Here is an 18603-nt window from a genome sequence, read left to right as displayed (position 1 = left end):
CCGTGGCGTACGTCCCCCTGAGCATCGTCTGCTCGCTGGTGCTCGCGATGGCGCTGGGGCNCGCGGCGCGCTGCGCGTGCTGTTCTTCATCCCGGTGGTGACGCCGATGGTCGCGAGCGTGCTGGTGTGGAAGATGATGCTGCAGCCGCAGGGCCTCTTCAACGGGATCGCCCAGGGCTGGTTCGGCATGAAGCTGCCGAACTTCCTCGCCGACCCGTTCTGGGCCATGGCGATGGTCATCATCATGAGCGTCTGGCAGGGCCTCGGCTACAACATGCTGATCTTCTCCGCCGCCCTCGAGCAGCTGCCGGAGTCGGTCATCGAAGCAGCCAGGATCGATGGCGCCTCCGGCTTCCGGATGCAGTGGAGCGTCGTCGTCCCGATGATCTCGCCGTCGATCTTCTTCGCGACGATCATGACCATGATCACGTCGCTGCAGGTGTTCGCCCAGCCGCAGCTGCTCACCGGCGGCGGGCCCGGCAATGCGACGCAGCCGCTGGTCCAGTTCATCTACAACCAGGGCTTCAAGTTCCAGGATCTCGGCATCGCCGCCGCCGGCGCGTGGATCCTGTTCGCGCTCATCATCATCATCACCGCGCTGCAGTTCGGGGCGCAGAAGAAGTGGGTGCACTATGAGCACTGATCTGCAGCAGGCGGCCCTGTCCGCGGCGGCCGAGTCGGTCGAGGTCGCTGCCGAGGATCGCGGCACGCGGACCAAGGCGCCGCTGTCGGCGGGCGAGCGGACGCGCCTGATCATCGCCCACGTCTTCGTCTACCTCGCGGCGCTGGTCTTCGTCTCGCCATTGGTCTACTCGTTCTTGTCCGCACTGAAGCCGAACAACGAGATGTTCTCCATGCCGCCCACGCTCGTCGGCTCCGAGGTCCGCTGGTCGAACTTCGCCGACGTGTTCGCGTACGGCCCGTTCCTCACGTACATCGGCAACTCGTTCTTCGTGGCGATCGCCGGAACCCTCGTCGTGCTGATCGTCTCCTCGACCGCGGGCTACGCCTTCGGCCGGCTGCGCTGGCGCGGCAGGGACGCGGTGTTCGTGCTGTTCCTGGCGACCCTCATGGTCCCCGCCGAGGTGCTGGTCATCCCGATGTTCCAGGTCATGCAGTGGCTGAACTGGGTGGACACCTACCAGGCGCTGATCTTCCCGTTCGCGTTCACCGCGTTCGGCACGTTCCTCATGCGGCAGTTCTTCCGCGGAATCCCGTACGAGCTCGAGGAGGCGGCCCGCGTCGACGGCGCCGGTCCCGTGCGCTCGTTCCTGCAGATCATCCTGCCGCTCGCGAAGTCCGCGGTGGCGGTGCTGTCCGTCTTCACCTTCCTGTCGTTCTGGAACAGCTACCTGTGGCCGCTGATCGTGACGGTCGACTACAACGCGCACGGCACGCTCCCGGTGGGGCTTGCGACCTTCTCCGGGCTCACCGGCACGCGCTGGGATCTGCAGATGGCGGCGGCGATCATCTCCATGGTCCCGACCACGGTCCTCGTGATCGTGCTGCAGAAGCACCTGGTCAAGGGCATCGCGATGGCGGGGCTCGGCGGGCGATGAACCACGACACAGGATCCGGTGCCCGCGAGCACCGGGAGACGAGCGCGCCCGTGATCGCGGGCATCGACATCGGCGGGACGAAGATCTCCGCCGTGCTGACCGACGAGTCCGGCGCGGTCCTCGCGAAGGGCGTCGTGCGCGCGCCCGCCGCGGACGGCGGCCCCGCGATGGCCGATGCCGCCGCGGATCTCGTCCTCCGGCTGGGTGACGCGCTGGACGTGTCCTTGGCCGGCGTGGGCGTCGGCGCCGCCGGCGTGATCGACCAGGAGCGCGGCGTGGTCGTCGCGGCGTCCGCCACGTTCACGGACTGGAGCGGATTCCCGCTCGCCGATGAGCTCGAGGGCCGCCTCGGCGCGCCCGTCTGGGTCGAGAACGACGTGAACGCGTTCCTGCTCGGCGAGCTGCGCTGGGGCGCGGCCCGCGGGGAGAGCGACGTGCTCGGCATCATGCTGGGCACCGGGGTCGGCGGCGCGATCGCCCTCGACGGCGCGGTGCACCACGGCGTGCACGGCGCGGCGGGGGAGATCGGGCATACGCCCGGCTTCGGCGACCTGGTGTGCACGTGCGGGCAGACCGGACACCTGGAGACGCTCGCCTCCGGCACCTCGATCACGCGGCGGTACCACGCGGCCACCGGATCCGACGCCTCGGCTCCGGAGATCGCCGATCGCGCCAGGGCCGGCGAGTCCGCGGCGCTCGCCGTCTTCACGGATGCCGCGCGGGCGACGGCGCTCGCCGCCTCCGTCGCCTCCTCCCTGCTCGATCTCGGCATGGTCGTGATCGGCGGAGGGGTGCGCGAGGCCTGGGACCTGCTCGAACCCGGCATTCTGGATACCCTGCGCACCGACGCCCCGGTCTCGGGGTTCGCGCTGCGCATCGTGCCCGCCGAGATCTCGGCCGACGCCGTCGCCCGAGGCGCCGCCGCGCTCGCCTCCGCACGGCTCGCCGATCCCGCCCCCGTCACCGTCTGAACCCCCGCACCGCCTGAAGGATCCGAAGCCGTCATGACAGCGCCCACCCCGAACATCCGCCCCGAGGCCGACACGGTCTGGATGGGGCCGCTCCCGGCCGTCCAGGACGGAGGGCTCATCCGCCCCCGGATCGGCATCGCCGGGATCTCGATCGAGTCCAGCACGTTCTCGCCGCACATCTCCGGCGACGAGGCGTTCACGATCCGCGCGGGCGCCGACCTCCTCGGCTACTACCCGTTCCTCGATGAGGGCCGTGAGCTGCGCGAGGCGGCGGAGTGGGTGCCGATCCACCACGGGCGCTCGCTGCCGGGCGGAGCGGTGGCGCCGGCCACCTACCGGCGGATGAAGGAGGCGATCGTGCGCGGCATCCGCGCCGAGGTCGCCGAGTACGGCCCGTTCGACGGGTTCTTCTTCGACATCCACGGCGCCATGAGCGTCGTCGGGATGGACGACGCCGAGGGCGACCTCGCCACGGCGGTCCGTGCGGAACTGGGCGACGACGCCCTTGTCTCGACGTCGATGGACTTGCACGGCAACGTCTCCGAGGTGCTGCGCGATGCGCTGGATCTGCTCACCTGCTACCGGATGGCGCCGCACGAGGACTGGATGAACACCAAGGAGCGCGCGGTGTGGAATCTGCTCGCGCGCCTGCGCGGTCCGCACGGATCGGATCCGCTGCGCCGTCGCCCCTACAAGGCATGGGTTCCCGTGCCCGTGCTGCTGCCGGGGGAGAAGACGAGCACCCGGCTGGAGCCGGCGCGGGGCATCTACGCGCAGGTGCCGGACGTCGAGGAACTCGACGCCGTCGTGGACGCGGCGATCTGGGTCGGCTACGCCTGGGCCGACGAGCCGCGCAACAGGGCGATCGTGATGGTGACCGGCGACGACCGCGCGGTCATCGCGCGGGAGGCCGAGCGCCTGGCCCGGCAGTATTGGGACGCGCGGGCCGACTTCGTCTTCGTGGGACCGACCGCGCCCCTCGGCGAGGCGCTCGAGCGGGCCCTCGCCCCGGGAGCAGCGCGCCCGTACGTCATCTCCGACTCCGGCGACAACCCCACCGCGGGCGGGGCGGGCGACGTCTCCTGGACGCTCGGCGAGCTGCTCGCGCGTCCTGAGCTCGCGGAGCCGGGACGGGTCGTCGTGCACGCGTCCGTGTTCGACGCCGCGGCGGTGGCGCAGGCGGTGGCTGCCGGCGTCGGCGCGACGGTGACGCTCGAGGTCGGCGGACGGGTGGATCCCGGTCCGCGCGGCCCCGTGACCCTCTCGGGCGAGGTCTTCTCGATCACCGAGGGTGACCCCGACGCCGGCATCCAGGTCGTGATCCGCTCCGGCAGCGTGCACGCGATCGTCACCGAGCGCCGAAAGCCCTTCCACCAGCTGGACGACTTCCGCATGCTGGGACTGGATCCGGAGACCGCCGACATCGTGATCGTGAAGATCGGCTACCTCGAGCCCGAGCTGTACGACCTCGCCGCCGACTGGACGCTCGCGCTCACCCCGGGCGGCGTGGATCAGGATCTGCTGCGCCTGGGCCACCACCGGCTCGCACCCGGGGTGTTCCCGTTCGACACCGACGGCGACCCCGCGCTCGCCGCCCACGTGAGCCGTCGCGGAGAGGAGCCGCCCGCATGATGAACTTCGAGAAGCGCACCGGACCCGACTTCGGATCCGCCGCCCCCGCCTATCCGACCCAGGGCGTGCCCGACTGGTACCGCGACGCCAAGCTCGGCTTCTTCGTGCACTGGGGGCTGTACTCGGTGCCCGCCTGGGCCGTGCAGCACGGCGAGGGCGTGCACATCCCGACCGAGGACGCCTACGCCTGGCACCAGTACGCGGAGTGGTACGGAAACACCGTGCGGATCGCCGGCAGCCCGACCTGGCAGCGGCACCAGGAGCTCTACGGACCCGGCACCTCGTACGAGGACCTCGCCGACCTCTGGGACGCATCGTCCTTCGACGCGGACGCCTTTGTCGGCGAGCTCGTGGACGCCGGAGCCCGCTACGTCATCCCGACGACCAAGCACCACGAGGGCTTCTGCCTGTGGGGCACCGGCACGACCGGCTTCAACGCGGTCGCGCGCGGGCCCCGGCGCGACCTCATCGCGGAGCTCCACGACGCCACGCGGCGGGCCGGCGCGCGGTTCGGCGTGTACTTCTCCGGAGCGCTGGACTGGCACGCGAGCGATTTCCCGCCGATCGAGTCGGACACCGACCTGTTCCGCCACCGCCGCAACGACGTCCCCTTCGCGCGCTATGCGGCGGCTCAGCTCGATGAGCTCGTCGAACGGTTCTCGCCCGACGTGCTCTGGAACGACATCGAGTGGCCCGACGGCGGCAAGGGGCGCGACGACTTCGCGGTCGCCGCGCTGCTGCGCCGCTACTTCGAGCAGGTGCCGGACGGTGTCGTGAACGACCGCTGGGGCGTGCCGTACCGCGGCTTCCTCACCCGGGAGTACACGCACATCCCGGGGATCCTCGACGCGCCGTGGGAGTCCACGCGCGGCCTCGGCTATTCGTTCGGCTACAACCAGGCGGAGGACGAGCGCCAGACCCTCTCCGGTCCCGACCTGATCCGGATGCTCGTCGACGTCGTCTCCAAGAACGGGAACCTGCTGATCAACGTCGGCCCGGACGCGGCAGGACGGGTCCCCGAGCTGCAGCGCAGGACGATGCGCGATCTCGGCGCCTGGCTCCGGGTGAACGGGGAGACGATCCATGGGACGCGCCCCTGGGTGCGCTTCGGCGAGGAGGGCGGGGAGCCGCGCCGCTACACGCAGTCGGCCGCCGGCGTGCACGTGCACGCCCTGGATCCCGGCGCGGGCGACCTGCGTCTTCCGTCCGAGCTGACCGCCGGCGCCCCGCGGTGGGCCGACGGATCCGCGGCGGAGGAGGAGGACGCCTCGGACGGGACGAGGATCGTGCGCATCCCGGGCGGACTCAGGGGCGCGCCCGTCGCCACCCTCACGGTTCAGCAGTGACGGCGCGGGTCGCGCTCGAGATCGCGGTCGACTCCGCGGCGGGAGCGCGGACGGCATTGGAGGCCGGCGCCGACCGCGTCGAGCTCTGCCAGGCGCTGGCCGCGACGGGCGGGATGACGCCCTCGGGAGCGACCGTGGACGCGGTGCTCGCCGTGGCCGGTGATCCGGAGCGCGTCGCCGTGCTCGTCCGCCCGCGCGCGGGCGGCTTCGTCTATGCGCGCGAAGAGGTCGCCCTCGTCGCCGCCGACATCGCGGAGGTCGTCCGGCGCGGCGCCGGGGCGGTCGTCGTCGGTGCGCTGACCCGCCGGGGAGCGGTCGACCGGTCTGCGCTCGAACGCTGGAGGACCGCGGCGGGGGAGGCGGATCTCGTCTTCCACCGCGCGATCGACACCGTGGCCGAACCGGCCGCCCTCGTCGACGACCTCGTCGCGTGCGGCGTGCGCCGGGTGCTCAGCAGCGGGGGCGCGGCGCGCAGCATCGACGGCCGCGCCGCGCTGGCCGCGCTGGTCGCCGCGGCGTCGGGACGGCTGCAGATCATGGCCGGGGGCGGCGTGCGCGTCGAGGACATCGCCGCGCTGCGCGGCCTCGGCGTCGATGCGATCCACCTCTCGGCACGCACGCCCTCGGGCGACACGGCGCCGAGCGGTCCGGGCGGAGGCGGCCCCGGCTACGACGTCACGGACGGCGGGATCGTGCGCCGGGCCGCCCTCGCACTGCGCAGCCGGGCCTGAGCACGGATCCGCGCGAACCTGGAGCCGCGACGAGCGCGGCGCCGGCAACTCCGGCGCCGCGCTCGTGGCCTCTCAGCGGACGATGCGGATCACGGGGTGCTGGTCGGCACCGGCGCATCGGTGCTGCTGTCGGCGGGCTCGCCGTTCAGCGTGGCGACGTCGCCGGGGAGGGCCGTCTTGACGGCGTCCACCTGCGCTTGCGTGTATCCGCAGTACTTCGTCGCCTCCGACTCCCACTTCATGGTGAGGCGGCTCTTGCCGGCGTCGTGCGCGGCGGCGACCGTGCCCTGGTAGATCTGATTGTCCTTCGACGTCTTGTTCACGTCGGGCACGGCCTGGCAGACGTGGAACACCGACCCGGACTTGGTCCAGAAGACCTCGTCGCTGCCGGTGAGCTGCTTCACGATGTTCGACTCCGCGGTGTACTGCTCGACGGACGGCGGGTTGTAGTCCGCGCCGAACACGAACGCCGCGACCGCGGCCAGCACGATGCCGATGGATCCGGCGATCGCCTTCTGCTTGCCGTCCATGTTCTTGTTCGTGAAGACCAGGATGATCAGCGGGACGAAGGCGATGATCGCGATGATCGCGCCGAGCTGGTTCTGCACGAAGAAGCGCACGGTGTCGCTGCGGCGGGCCGGATCGAGACGGTTGGCCTTCTTCCAGAGGACGGAGCCGACGCTCGAGAGCACGCCGATCACGACGAAGGCGCCGATGAGCCCGATCAGGTGTCCGGTCGTGAACGGCTTCTGCTTGAGCAGCCAGAAGATCGCGAACGCCTCGGCAGCGATCGCGACGACCCAGAGGGCGACGGCGATCCAGCGGAACCGCGTCGCCCTGCCCTTCGCCTCCGGAGTGGGGGTCCAGTCGGCGGGCGGCTCCTCGGGGCCGCCCGCGCCGCCGGATGCGGCGGCGGAGGACCGCGATGACGTCGTCGCGGGCTTGCGAGAGGCGTCGACGTGGACGACCTTCTTGCTGCTGTTCTCTGGCATGGCGGTCCTTTCCCCCTGGTGCTGCCCCAAACATAGCGGGAGGGGCCCGCCGGAGCCGAGATATCGATCGCTACGCTGGAGCCATGACCTCCGATCCCGATGACGCGCTGCGCTGGGACGGCGACGAGCCCGAACGCGCGGCCGCGCCTACGCCGAGATCGCGCCCGGCGTCCACCCCTCCCGCGGCGACGCCTCCCGCGGCGGCCCCGAGGCCCGCGCGGCAGGCAGCGGCTCCGACCGCTGACGAGGACACGGCAGGGGAGGACACGCCGGCAGACGAGCTGCCGGCGATCGGCAACGCGGCGCTGGTCTTCCTCGGCCTCATCGGCGGCGTCTACCTGCTCTTCGCGGTGGGCTGGGCAGTCGGCGGCCTGCGACTGCGGCCGCGCGCCTCGCTGCTCGTCGCGGACTGGATGTACCTGCCGTGGATGTGGCTCGCGGTGCTCTCACCGGTGCTGTGGTTCGCGGCGGCCTGGGTGCTCACGCGGGGGCGCGCGACGTGGATCCGGATCTCCGCGCTGATCGCGGGCGCGGCGCTGCTCGTGCCCTGGCCCTTCGTGATGTTCGGGACGGTGGGCGCATGAGCATCGACAAGAGCGCCGCGGAGCGCGCATCCGCGGTGGATCCGCATCGCCCGCGCTGGCTGTTCTCCGCGCTGCTCGGTCTCACCGGGCTCTTCTACGCGTACGCGATCTGGAATGCGATCGCGTACATGATCCCTCTCGTCGGCCTCGCCGTGGGGGTGACCACGTGGATCGCGCTGATCCTCTCGATCGTGCTGCCCGCGGTGATCTACGCCGGAGCGCTCGCGCTCACCCGGCGCCGCGGGCTCGGCACGGTCGCGCTCGTGCTCGTCGCCGGGCTCGGGCTGGTGGCGGTGTTCTGGCTCGACGTCGTCGGGTACACGCTGAGCGGCGGGCGCTGACCGGGCTGAGCAGGCCCATGGGTGGCCGCCGTCGTCCGCCGTCACACGGCACGGGACGCATGGGCCGCTCCGGTAGAGTGTTCGCACATTCGCGCCCCGACGGTGCGGCGCATCGGCCCCCTCCTCCCGTCCCGAAGGATCTCCGTGCCTGAGAACGCCGTGACCACGTCCGCCAAGAAGCCTGTCGTCCTGCTCGCGGAGACGCTCTCTCCCGCCACGGTGGATGCGCTGGGACCCGACTTCGACGTCCGCTCGGTCGACGGCACGGATCGGGAGGCGCTGTTCGCGGCTCTCGCCGACGCCGACGCCGTGCTGATCCGCTCGGCCACGAAGATCGACGCCGAGGCGCTCTCGCACGCGCCCGTGCTCAAGGTCGTCGCCCGCGCCGGCGTGGGCCTGGACAACGTCGACATCAAGGCGGCGACCGCCGCCGGCGTGATGGTCGTGAACGCCCCGACCTCCAACATCGTCTCGGCCGCCGAGCTCACCGTCGGCCACATCCTGAGCCTCGCCCGCCGGATCCCCGCCGCGCACGGCTCGCTGTCGGCGGGGGAGTGGAAGCGCAGCTCCTACACCGGCGTCGAGCTGTTCGAGAAGACGGTAGGCATCGTCGGCCTGGGCCGGATCGGGGCGCTCGTCGCCGCGCGCCTGGCCGGCTTCGACACGCGGCTGATCGCATACGACCCCTACGTCACCAGCGCTCGCGCACAGCAGCTGGGCGTGCAGCTCGTGAGCCTCGAGGAGCTCGTCGCCGAGGCGGACTTCCTCACGATCCACATGCCGAAGACGCCGGAGACCACGGGCATGATCGGTGCCGAGCAGTTCCGGGCGATGAAGAAGACCGCGTACGTGGTCAACGTCGCGCGCGGCGGGCTCATCGACGAGGACGCCCTGCTGGTCGCGCTGCAGAACGGCGAGATCGCCGGCGCCGGCCTGGACGTCTTCACCTCGGAGCCGCCGGTCGAGGGCGGATCCGCCCGTGCCCTCGTCTCGCTGCCCAACGTGGTCGTCACGCCGCACCTCGGCGCGAGCACCGACGAGGCACAGGAGAAGGCCGGCGTCTCGGTCGCCCGCTCGGTGCGTCTCGCCCTCGGCGGCGACCTGGTCCCCGACGCGGTCAACGTCGCGGGAGGCCTCATCGACCCGTACGTGCGTCCCGGCATCCCGCTCACCGAGAAGCTCGGCCAGATCCTGTCCGGCCTCTCGCAGTCGCCGCTGACCAGCCTCGACGTCGAGGTGCACGGCGAGCTGAACGGCTACGACGTGAGCGTGCTGCGCCTCGCCGCGCTCAAGGGCGTTTTCACGCCGATCGTGAGCGAGACCGTGTCGTACGTGAACGCCCCGCTGCTCGCCGAGCAGCGCGGCGTCTCCGTGCGCCTCGTGCAGGACGACATCAGCGAGGAGTACCGCAACGTCATCACGCTGCGCGGCGCCCTCGCCGACGGCAGCCAGGTCTCGGTCTCCGGAACCCTGACCGGCCCGAAGCAGATCGAGAAGCTCGTCGCCATCAACGGCCACGCCGTCGAGCTCCCGATCGAGAAGCACCACGTCGTGATGCTCTACACCGACCGCCCCGGCATCGTCGCGGTCTACGGCCAGCGCTTCGGCGATGCCGGCATCAACATCGCCGGCATGCAGATCGCCCGCGAGACCGCCGGCGGCCAGGCTCTGAGCGTGCTGACGCTGGACTCGCCGATCCCGGAGGTGCTCCTCGACGAGGTGCGCGCCGAGATCGACGCCGACCTGTTCCGTCAGATCGAGCTCGTCGAGGCCTGATCCGTCGTCATCCCCGAACCGCCGTCCCGGAGCTCCGGGGCGGCGGTTCGTCGTCGACGCGTCCTCAGGGGAGGGTGGCCCGCACGACCAGTGCGATCAGCGCGTCGAGTGCGGCGCCGGTCGGGACGACCCCGTCGGAGCCGTCCGCGTCCAGCGCGTTGTTGAAGAACAGTCCGTCGCTGACCAGCATCACCAGATCGAGGGCCGCCTGGTCGCGCACGTGCGGGCGGATCGCCGCGGCCGACTCCTCGCGCATCCGGTGCAGGGCCGCGATCGCCGCAGAGTTGCCGCCCTGCGCCGACGGAGCCGATCCCCCCGCGCCCGATCCGCCCTGGCCCGATCCGCCCTGGCCCGATCCGCCCTGGGCCAGCCGGGACACCGCGATGATGGCGCGGTCGAGGGCGTCGTCCATCATCACCGAGGTGCGCAGGTAGTACTCCACCGGCCCCTCCGGTGCGGAGCGGATCTGCGCCACGTCCTCGTCGGCGAGACGCTCGAGGCGGGCGATCATCGCCGCGGCGAGCTCGTCCTTCGAGCCGAAGTGGTAGAGCAGGCCGCCCTTCGAGACGCTGGCGGCGCGGGCGACGGCGTCGAGGGTGGTCGCGCGCTCGCCCTCGGAGATGAGGAGCGCCTCGAACGCGTCGAGGACGCGCTCCCTGGCATGCGGGGGTCTGGCCATGTCTGTTACTATACCATCTGGACGGTTTAGTAATTCCGAGAAGCTGAGAGGTGCACCATGCCCACCACCGCCACGATCTCCCTGCAGGAGACCGACGGCCCGCGCGTCGGCGCACGCGGCTGGGCGGCGCTGGTCGTGCTCATGCTGCCCGTGCTGCTGGTCTCCGTCGACAACACCGTGCTGTCGTTCGCGCTGCCCGAGATCTCCACGGCGCTGAGCCCGAGCGGCATCGAGCAGCTGTGGATCATCGACGTCTATCCGCTCGTGCTGGCGGGCCTTCTCGTCACGATGGGCACGCTCGGCGACCGCTTCGGCCGGCGCAGGATGCTCCTGATCGGCGCGACCGGTTTCGCGCTCGTCTCCGCGCTCGCCGCGTTCGCCCCCACCCCGGGGCTGCTCATCGGCGCCCGTGCGGTGCTCGGCCTCTTCGGCGCGATGCTCATGCCGTCGACGCTTTCGCTGCTGCGCTCCGTGTTCCAGAACCGCGAGCAGCGCCGTCTCGCGATCGCGGTGTGGGCTGCGGCTTTCTCGGCAGGCTCCGCGCTCGGCCCGATCGTCGGCGGCCTGCTGCTCGAGCACTTCGCCTGGGGCGCCGTGTTCCTGGTGGCGGTGCCGGTGCTGATCCCGCTGCTCATCCTGGCGCCGCTGCTGGTGCCCGACAGCAGGGACCCGGATCCCGGCCGGATCGACCCGATCAGCATCCTGCTGTCCATGGCGACGATGGTGCCGGTCGTGTACGCGATCAAGGAGTTCGCGGTCGCCGGCGTCACGCCGCTCGTCGCGATCCTCCTGCCGATCGGCATCGGTGCGGGCTTCCTGTTCGTGCGGCGCCAGCTGCACGCCGAGATCCCGATGCTCGACATGGCGCTGTTCCGCCGCGGCATGTTCACCGGCGCGATCATGGTGAACCTGCTCAGCGTCGTCGCCCTCGTCGGCTTCCTCTACTACGTCTCGCAGCACCTGCAGCTGGTGCTGCGCCTCACGCCCATCGACGCCGGCCTCGCCCTCATCCCCGGGATGGGCATGATGATCGTCGCCGGCCTCGGCGTCGTGCCGATCGCGAAGCGGGTGCGCCCCGAGATCCTGGTGCCCTCCGCACTGGTGTTCTCCCTGGCCGGATACCTCGTCGTGGCGTTCACGACGCACGCGCATGGCGTCGCGCCGCTGATCGTCGCGTTCGTGCTGCTCGGGGCCGGGATCGGCGCCGCCGAGACCGTGTCGAACGAGCTGATCCTCGCCGCCGCCCCGCCGGAGAAGGCGGGCGCCGCGAGCGCCGTGTCCGAGACCGCGTACGAGCTGGGCGCCGTGCTCGGCACCACCATCCTCGGCGGCATCATCACCGCGTTCTACCGCGGCTCCCTGGCGATCCCCGCCGGCGTCCCCGAGGCGGCGGCGGATCGGGCCCGCGAGACCCTGGCCGGCGCGTTCTCCGCGGCGGAGGGCCTTCCCGCCGCTGCGGGGCAGGCGCTGCGGCAGGCCGCGGCCGACGCGTTCGGCACCGGTGTGATGGTGACCTCGCTCATCGGCGGTCTCCTGGTGATCGGCGCGGCCGTGATCGCAGCGCTCACCCTGGGACGCCGCCTCGGTCGCTGAGGCGGGGGACCCGGCGGCGGATCCGCCGACTTGCGGACGTGCGGGATCCCCGGCTCCCGATAGCCTGGGATCCTCCATCCGCATCGATCCCGCAAGGAGCGCCCGTGTCGGAAAACACCGCGCAGGAAACGCCGTCCCGTGTCGTGAAGCTCGCCGTCATCCCCGGTGACGGCATCGGCCCCGAGGTCGTCGCGGAGGCCGAGAAGGTGCTCGACGCGGTCACCGCGGACAGCACGGTGACGTTCGAGAAGACCCGGTTCTCGCTCGGCGCCGCACGCTTCCTGGACACCGGCGACACGCTCGCCGATGACGACCTGGACGCCATCCGCGGGCACGACGCGATCCTGCTCGGCGCGGTCGGCGGCCAGCCCGGCGACCCGCGCCTGAAGGACGCCAACATCGAGCGCGGCCTGCTGCTGAAGCTCCGCTTCGAGCTCGACCACTACGTGAACCTGCGCCCGTCCAAGCTCTACCCCGGCGCTCCCGGACCGCTCGCCGACCCCGGCGAGATCGACTTCGTGGTGGTGCGCGAGGGCACCGAGGGGCCGTACGTGGGCAACGGCGGCGCGATCCGCAAGGGCACCCCGCACGAGGTCGCGAACGAGACCAGCGTGAACACCGCGTTCGGGGTGGAGCGCGTCGTCCGCTACGCGTTCGCGCTCGCCGAGCGTCGCCGCAAGAAGCTCACGCTGGTGCACAAGACCAACGTGCTCGTGCACGCCGGATCCATCTGGAAGCGCGTCGTCGACGAGGTGGCGCTGGAGCACCCGGAGGTGGCCGTAGACTACCTGCACGTCGATGCGGCCACGATCTTCCTGGTCACCCACCCTTCGCGCTTCGACGTGATCGTCACCGACAACCTCTTCGGGGACATCCTCACGGATCTGGCCGGCGCCGTCACCGGTGGCATCGGCCTCGCCGCTTCGGGCAACATCAACCCCGACGGCGCGTTCCCGTCGATGTTCGAGCCCGTGCACGGCTCGGCACCCGACATCGCGGGTCAGCAGAAGGCCGACCCGACCGCTGCGATCCTCTCGGTCGCCCTGCTCCTGGACCACCTGGGGCTGACCGCCGAGGCCGCGCGCGTGCAGCGCGCGGTGGAGGAGGACATCGCGTCGCGGTCCGGCGCCCGCACCACAGAGCAGACCGGCGCAGCGATCATCGCCCGACTCCAGGCGTAATCTGGAATCCGGCGCAGTCGCCCAGCCACGACCTGTCAGGACACGAATCATGACCATCGACCTTCCCCTTCAGGCACCTTCGGCCGGCCTCATCTGGCGGGTCACCCGCAATGAGGACGCGCGCTCCGAGGCCGAGCGCGAGGAGATCCTGGAGAACCCGGGATTCGGGCAGTACTTCACCGACCACATGGTCGACCTGTGCTGGTCGGAGAAGGGCGGCTGGCACCGCCCCCGCGTCTCCCCGTACGGCCCCATCGCGCTCGACCCGGCGGCGGCGGTGCTGCACTACTCGCAGGAGATCTTCGAGGGGCTCAAGGCGTACCGGCACGCCGACGGCTCCGTGTGGACCTTCCGCCCCGACCGCAACGCGGCGCGCATGCAGCGCTCCGCCCGGCGCCTCGCGCTGCCGGAGCTGCCGACCGAGCTGTTCATCGAGTCGCTCCGGCAGCTCGTGGCGGTCGACTCCGGCTGGGTGCCCAGCAACCCGGAGGAGAGCCTGTACCTGCGTCCGTTCATGTTCGCCAAGGAGGCGTTCCTCGGCGTGCGGGCCGCGAAGAAGGTCGGCTACTACCTCATCGCCAGCCCCGCTGGAGCGTATTTCCCCGGCGGCGTGCAGCCGGTGAACATCTGGCTGTCCACCGACTATGCGCGCGCCGGCCACGGCGGCACCGGCGCGGCCAAGACCGGCGGGAACTACGCCTCGAGCCTGCTTCCGCAGGAGGAGGCGTACAAGAAGGGCTGCCAGCAGGTGCTCTTCCTGGACGGCGAGTACATCGAGGAGCTCGGCGGGATGAACCTCGTGCTCGTCACCCGCGACGGACGGCTGCTCACCCCCGCATCGGACTCGATCCTCGAGGGCATCACGCTCGCCTCGATCCTCGAGCTCGCGAAGGATCGCGGGCTCACCGTCGAGCAGCGCAAGCTGTCGATCAACGAGTGGCGCGACGGCGCCGCGTCCGGCGAGATCGTCGGCGCGTTCGCCTGCGGCACGGCCGCCGTGGTGGTGCCGATCGGCACGCTCATGGCCGACGACTTCGAGATCGTGCATCAGGGGCCGGAGTCGACCGAGCTCGCGATGTCGCTGCGCGAGGAGCTCACCGACATCCAGTACGGCCGGCGCGAGGACACCCACGGCTGGCTCGTCCGGCTGGACGCCTGATCTCCGCGCCGGAGATCGAGGCCTGACGTGACCGTCGTGCGACGGTGCACGGGCGCGAGGCCATGATGTGTGAGGACTGAGGAGAGGACCCCGCTATGAAGCTGGCCATGATCGGACTCGGACGGATGGGCGCGAACATCGTGCGTCGGCTCATGCGCGGAGGGCACGAGTGCGTCGTCTACGACGTCAACCCGGATGCCGTCGCCGCGCTGGTGGCGGAGGGGGCGATCGGCGCGACCGACTACGCCGATCTCGCCGCCAAGCTCGACGGACCGCGTGTCGTCTGGCTGATGATCCCGGCCGGCCTGACCGGACGCGTCGTCGACGAGCTGTCGGCGGTGCTCGAGCCCGGCGACATCCTGATCGATGGTGGCAACTCGAACTACCGCGACGACGTGCGCCGGGCGAAGGCGCTGCGCGAGAAGGGGCTGAGCTACGTCGACGTCGGCACCAGCGGCGGCGTGTTCGGCCTCGAGCGCGGGTACTGCCTGATGGTCGGCGGACCGGACGAGGCCTTCGCCACGATCACCCCGATCCTGAAGACGATCGCCCCGGGCGCCGGCGACATCGAGCGCACGCCGGGCCGCACCGGCGACCTGGCCCCCGAGGAGCTCGGCTTCCTGCACTGCGGGCCGTCCGGCGCCGGGCACTTCGTGAAGATGGTGCACAACGGCATCGAGTACGGCGTCATGGCCGCGCTCGCCGAGGGGCTGAACCTGCTCGAGAACGCCGACGCCGGGATCCGCGAGGCCGAGCACTCGGCCGAGATCGCCCCGCTCGAAGAGCCCGAGTTCTACCAGTTCGACATCGACACGCCGAAGGTCACCGAGCTGTGGCGCCGCGGCTCGGTCATCTCGTCGTGGCTGCTCGATCTCAGCGCCGCGGCGCTCCAGGCGAACCCCACGCTCGAGGGGCTGGCGGGCCGGGTGTCGGACTCGGGCGAGGGCCGCTGGACCGTCAAGGCCGCCGTCGACGTGGGCGTGCCCGTGCCGGTGCTCGCCGCCTCGCTGTTCGAGCGGTTCGCGTCGCGGGACGAGGACCGGTTCGCGAACCAGGTGCTCTCCGCCATGCGCCTGCAGTTCGGCGGCCACAAGGAGCTGCCCGCGGGCGACGTGCTCGAGGCCGGCGGCAACAAGGCCGAGCACTCCTGACGTCGATGACCGTGGCTAGGCTGAACCCGTGAAGATCGCGCGGTTCAGCCACAACGACGGCATCAAGTACGGCATCATCGACGACGGCGACCTGGTCGTGCTGGCCGGGGATCCGATGTTCGCCGGCTACGAGACCACGGGGGAGCGCGTGCCGCTCGCCGACGCCGCCCTGCTGGCGCCGGTGATCCCGCGCTCCAAGGTGGTCTGCGTCGGCAAGAACTATCACGACCACGCCGCCGAGATGGGCGGCGAGGCGCCGGCGGAGCCGCTGCTGTTCCTGAAGCCGAACACGGCGGTGATCGGCCCCGGCGACACGATCGTGCGACCCGTCGCGCTCTCCGACCGCACCGAGCACGAGGGCGAGCTGGTCGTCGTGATCGGCCGGATCGCGAAGAACGTGGCCGCCGAGGACGCGCTCCAGTACGTCTTCGGCTACACCGTCGGCAACGACGTGACCGCGCGCGATCTGCAGCGCAAGGACGGCCAGTGGTCGCGCGCCAAGGGATTCGACACGTTCTGCCCGCTGGGCCCGTGGATCGAGACGGATGTCGCCCTCGACGAGGCCGAGCTGACGACCCGCGTGAACGGCGAGGTGCGCCAGCACGCGCCGCTCAGCGACATGATCCACTCGGTCGCTGACATCATCGCCTACGCCTCCGCGGTGTTCACGCTGCTGCCGGGCGACGTGATCATGACGGGCACCCCGGCCGGTGTCGGAGCGTTCGAGGCGGGCGACTCGGTCGAGGTCGAGATCTCCGGCATCGGCACCCTGCGCAATTCCGTGCGCGACGCGCTGCCCGCGTCGTGACCACGGCGGCCCTCAGCGCCCTGGACCGCACCAGGATCCAGCGCCGCACCGTCGGGATCCTCTCGTTCGGGCAGGTGCTCGGCGGGATCGCCTTCGGCGCGACGGTCTCGCTGGGAGCACTGCTCGCGGCGGACATCTCCGGCAACGACGCCCTGTCCGGTCTGGCGACGGCCTCGGTGACGCTGGGCGCCGCCCTCGCGGCGATCCCGCTCGCCCGGCTCGCCGCGCGCCGTGGACGTCGTTTCGCGCTGACCGCGGGCAACCTCCTCGCCCTGATCGGCATCGTCGTGGTGATCTCGGCCGCGGCGATGCGGTTCTTCCCGCTGCTGCTGCTCGGGATCGTCATGATCGGCATGGGCAACGCGGGCAACCTGCAGTCCCGGTTCGCGGCGACTGATCTCGCGCTGCCCGAGCATCGCGGCCGTGACCTGTCCGTCGTGGTCTGGGCGACCACGATCGGCGGTGTCGCGGGCCCGCTGCTGCTGGGGCCGGGGGAGCGGCTCGGGCACGCGATCGGGATGCCGGTGCACACCGGGTCGTACCTGTTCTCCCTGGTCGCCCAGATCGCCGCGTTCGCGCTGTATCTCGTCGCGCTGCGCCCCGACCCGCTGCTCGTCTCGCGGACGCTCCCGGAGACGGGGTCCGTCGCCGCCGGCCTGCAGCGCGCCGACCGCCCGGTGGCGGCGCGGTACGCGATGTTCGCGATCGCGGGGTCGCACGTGACCATGGCCTCGGTCATGGCGATGACCCCCGTGCACCTCTCGCACATGGCGATGGCCGGCAGGGGAGGGATGTCGGACGGAGCGTCGATGGAGATGGACGTCACCGTCCTGGTCGGCGTCACGATCGCGATGCACGTCGCCGGGATGTACGGCCTGTCGCCGGTGTTCGGCATCCTCGCCGATCGCTGGGGGCGGCTGCGCACCGTGCTGCTCGGCCAGGCGCTGCTCGTGACGTCGCTGGCGTTCGCGATGCTCGCGGGAGAGACCGCCTGGGGCGTCATGGTCGCGCTGATCCTGCTGGGGCTGGGCTGGAGCGCCGCGACGGTGGCGGGTGCCGCGCTGCTCACGGAGGCGTCGGCCACCGAGCTCCGCACGCGCCGGCAGGGCCGCAGCGACTCGCTGATGAGCCTGAGCGCGGCCGGCGGCGCCGTGCTCGCGGGAGTGATCCTGCAGTCGTTCTCGTACGCGGGTCTCGCGATCGCCGCGCTTGTCGTCGTCGCCGTGATCGTCGTGCTGTCCCCGCTCGGGAAGCGATGAGGAGTCGCCCCGGTAGCTGGAGCGGCGTGGGGCAGGCCTATGCCGCCTCATACGCCGAGCTCTGTGCGGGCACCATCGGCGCACTCCGTTCCGTGCTGGGCCCGGGCGAGGGCCGCACCCTCCTCGACGTCGGTGCGGGCACCGGAGAGCTCGCCGCGAACTTCGGGGCGGACGGCTGGATCGTCGATGCGAGGGAGCCGGAGGCGAGCATGCGCGAGGAGGCGCGGCGCCGCCATCCCGGACTGCGGATCCGCGAGGGTGCTCTGCCGTCGCTCACCGACGGCGACGCCTCGTTCGACGCCGTGGTCGCGAACTTCGTGCTCAACCACGTGCCGGATCCGCGGGCGGCGGCTGCCGAACTGTGGCGCGTGTCACGTGCCGCGGTCGCGGCGACGAGCTGGACGGTCTCCCCGTCGTGGTTGTGGGCCGAGGTGTGCGATCGAGCGGGGCTGGAGGCCGTCTCCGGTGGCCGGCTGCCCGCGGACAAGGATTTCGAGCGCACGCTCGAGGGGTTCACCCGGATGCTCCGGGAGGGCGGCTGGACCGATCCGGACGTGCGGGAGCACCGCTGGACGTGGCGCGCGCCCGCGTCGGCCCTGTGGACCTCGATCGAGGGCGGTGTGGCGGGCGCGGGAGCGTATTTCCGGGCGCTCGATCAGCGCGATCGCCGGCGATTCCGCGACGGCTTCGAGGCCGTGATCGCGGAGCGAGGAGTGCACGGTGTACTGGCTCTGGACCACGCTGCGGCGATCGCGGTGGCCCGGCGCGATCGTTCCTTATGAACCGGCTGAGTGTCCCTGTGCGCGAGCTGATCGCGGTGCTAGCGTCGTGCACGGTCCCG

General features: G+C 71.4%; 18 protein-coding genes. 16 read left to right on the top strand and 2 right to left on the bottom strand.

The features are described 5' to 3' along the window. Positions 1–76: 76 nt before the first annotated feature. From ACTJJZ_RS07625 to ACTJJZ_RS07600, 6 genes are all read left to right on the top strand, one after another. Positions 77–643 carry a carbohydrate ABC transporter permease gene (locus ACTJJZ_RS07625; protein WP_440720577.1) on the top strand — a complete coding sequence of 189 codons (567 nt, stop codon included), beginning with the start codon at positions 77–79 and terminating at the stop codon, positions 641–643. Then, positions 633–1559 carry a carbohydrate ABC transporter permease gene (locus tag ACTJJZ_RS07620; protein WP_440720576.1) on the top strand — a complete coding sequence of 309 codons (927 nt, stop codon included), beginning with the start codon at positions 633–635 and terminating at the stop codon, positions 1557–1559. The genes ACTJJZ_RS07625 and ACTJJZ_RS07620 overlap by 11 nt, the downstream gene beginning before the upstream one ends. Next, positions 1556–2530 carry an ROK family protein gene (locus ACTJJZ_RS07615; protein ID WP_440720575.1) on the top strand — a complete coding sequence of 325 codons (975 nt, stop codon included), beginning with the start codon at positions 1556–1558 and terminating at the stop codon, positions 2528–2530. The genes ACTJJZ_RS07620 and ACTJJZ_RS07615 overlap by 4 nt, the downstream gene beginning before the upstream one ends. 81 nt (positions 2531–2611) lie before the next feature. Further along, positions 2612–4162 (top strand): M81 family metallopeptidase, encoded by a 1551-nt coding sequence (locus ACTJJZ_RS07610; RefSeq protein WP_440720694.1) that lies wholly within the window; start codon positions 2612–2614, stop codon positions 4160–4162. Next, a complete protein-coding gene (locus ACTJJZ_RS07605; RefSeq protein WP_440720574.1) occupies positions 4159–5508 on the top strand; it encodes an alpha-L-fucosidase in 1350 nt (449 codons plus the stop codon). Before ACTJJZ_RS07610 ends, ACTJJZ_RS07605 begins: the two co-directional genes overlap by 4 nt. Further along, on the top strand, positions 5505–6239 hold the full coding sequence (locus tag ACTJJZ_RS07600) for a copper homeostasis protein CutC (RefSeq protein WP_440720573.1): 735 nt from the start codon (positions 5505–5507) through the stop codon (positions 6237–6239). The genes ACTJJZ_RS07605 and ACTJJZ_RS07600 overlap by 4 nt, the downstream gene beginning before the upstream one ends. An 89-nt stretch (positions 6240–6328) precedes the next feature. Here ACTJJZ_RS07600 and ACTJJZ_RS07595 read toward each other — a convergent pair whose 3' ends face one another. Then, positions 6329–7231, bottom strand: a complete 903-nt coding sequence (locus ACTJJZ_RS07595) for a hypothetical protein (protein ID WP_440720572.1) — start codon at positions 7229–7231, stop codon at positions 6329–6331. A gap of 83 nt (positions 7232–7314) precedes the next feature. Here ACTJJZ_RS07595 and ACTJJZ_RS07590 point away from each other — a divergent pair, with 83 nt between their 5' ends. The 3 genes from ACTJJZ_RS07590 to serA all read left to right on the top strand — a co-directional run bounded on the left by ACTJJZ_RS07590 (position 7315) and on the right by serA (position 9932). Further along, a complete protein-coding gene (locus ACTJJZ_RS07590; protein WP_440720571.1) occupies positions 7315–7815 on the top strand; it encodes a hypothetical protein in 501 nt (166 codons plus the stop codon). Then, on the top strand, positions 7812–8156 hold the full coding sequence (locus ACTJJZ_RS07585; RefSeq protein ID WP_440720570.1) for a hypothetical protein: 345 nt from the start codon (positions 7812–7814) through the stop codon (positions 8154–8156). The genes ACTJJZ_RS07590 and ACTJJZ_RS07585 overlap by 4 nt, the downstream gene beginning before the upstream one ends. A gap of 144 nt (positions 8157–8300) precedes the next feature. Next, positions 8301–9932 carry a phosphoglycerate dehydrogenase gene (gene serA, locus ACTJJZ_RS07580; protein WP_440720569.1) on the top strand — a complete coding sequence of 544 codons (1632 nt, stop codon included), beginning with the start codon at positions 8301–8303 and terminating at the stop codon, positions 9930–9932. A 64-nt stretch (positions 9933–9996) separates the two neighbouring features. On the opposite strand, the gene ACTJJZ_RS07575 is transcribed toward serA, so the two are convergent. Continuing rightward, positions 9997–10611, bottom strand: a complete 615-nt coding sequence (locus ACTJJZ_RS07575; protein ID WP_440720568.1) for a TetR/AcrR family transcriptional regulator — start codon at positions 10609–10611, stop codon at positions 9997–9999. A 57-nt stretch (positions 10612–10668) separates the two neighbouring features. Between ACTJJZ_RS07575 and ACTJJZ_RS07570 the strand changes: the two genes are divergently transcribed. The 7 genes from ACTJJZ_RS07570 to ACTJJZ_RS07540 all read left to right on the top strand — a co-directional run bounded on the left by ACTJJZ_RS07570 (position 10669) and on the right by ACTJJZ_RS07540 (position 18544). Beyond that, entirely contained in the window at positions 10669–12204 is a 1536-nt protein-coding gene (locus ACTJJZ_RS07570; RefSeq protein ID WP_440720567.1) for an MFS transporter, read from the top strand. A gap of 104 nt (positions 12205–12308) precedes the next feature. Continuing rightward, complete coding sequence (locus ACTJJZ_RS07565) at positions 12309–13385, top strand: 3-isopropylmalate dehydrogenase (RefSeq protein WP_440720566.1); 1077 nt, start codon at positions 12309–12311, stop codon at positions 13383–13385. A 49-nt stretch (positions 13386–13434) separates the two neighbouring features. Next, on the top strand, positions 13435–14544 hold the full coding sequence (locus tag ACTJJZ_RS07560; protein WP_440720565.1) for a branched-chain amino acid aminotransferase: 1110 nt from the start codon (positions 13435–13437) through the stop codon (positions 14542–14544). 95 nt (positions 14545–14639) lie between these two features. Next, positions 14640–15695: a phosphogluconate dehydrogenase (NAD(+)-dependent, decarboxylating) gene (gene gnd / locus ACTJJZ_RS07555; RefSeq protein ID WP_440720564.1), complete on the top strand. Its 1056-nt coding sequence runs from the start codon at positions 14640–14642 to the stop codon at positions 15693–15695. Positions 15696–15723: 28 nt separating this feature from the next. Further along, positions 15724–16503, top strand: coding sequence for a fumarylacetoacetate hydrolase family protein (locus tag ACTJJZ_RS07550; RefSeq protein ID WP_440720563.1), 780 nt, complete (start codon positions 15724–15726; stop codon positions 16501–16503). Beyond that, positions 16500–17762, top strand: coding sequence for an MFS transporter (locus ACTJJZ_RS07545; RefSeq protein ID WP_440720562.1), 1263 nt, complete (start codon positions 16500–16502; stop codon positions 17760–17762). Before ACTJJZ_RS07550 ends, ACTJJZ_RS07545 begins: the two co-directional genes overlap by 4 nt. Further along, positions 17759–18544, top strand: coding sequence for a class I SAM-dependent methyltransferase (locus ACTJJZ_RS07540; RefSeq protein ID WP_440720561.1), 786 nt, complete (start codon positions 17759–17761; stop codon positions 18542–18544). Before ACTJJZ_RS07545 ends, ACTJJZ_RS07540 begins: the two co-directional genes overlap by 4 nt. Positions 18545–18603: the final 59 nt, after the last annotated feature.

It is taken from the genome of Microbacterium sp. 22242 (genome assembly GCF_052045495.1).
GTDB lineage: Bacteria > Actinomycetota > Actinomycetes > Actinomycetales > Microbacteriaceae > Microbacterium.
Note: the sequence above shows the minus strand (reverse complement) of the source record. Positions and strands in the feature narration are given on the sequence as shown.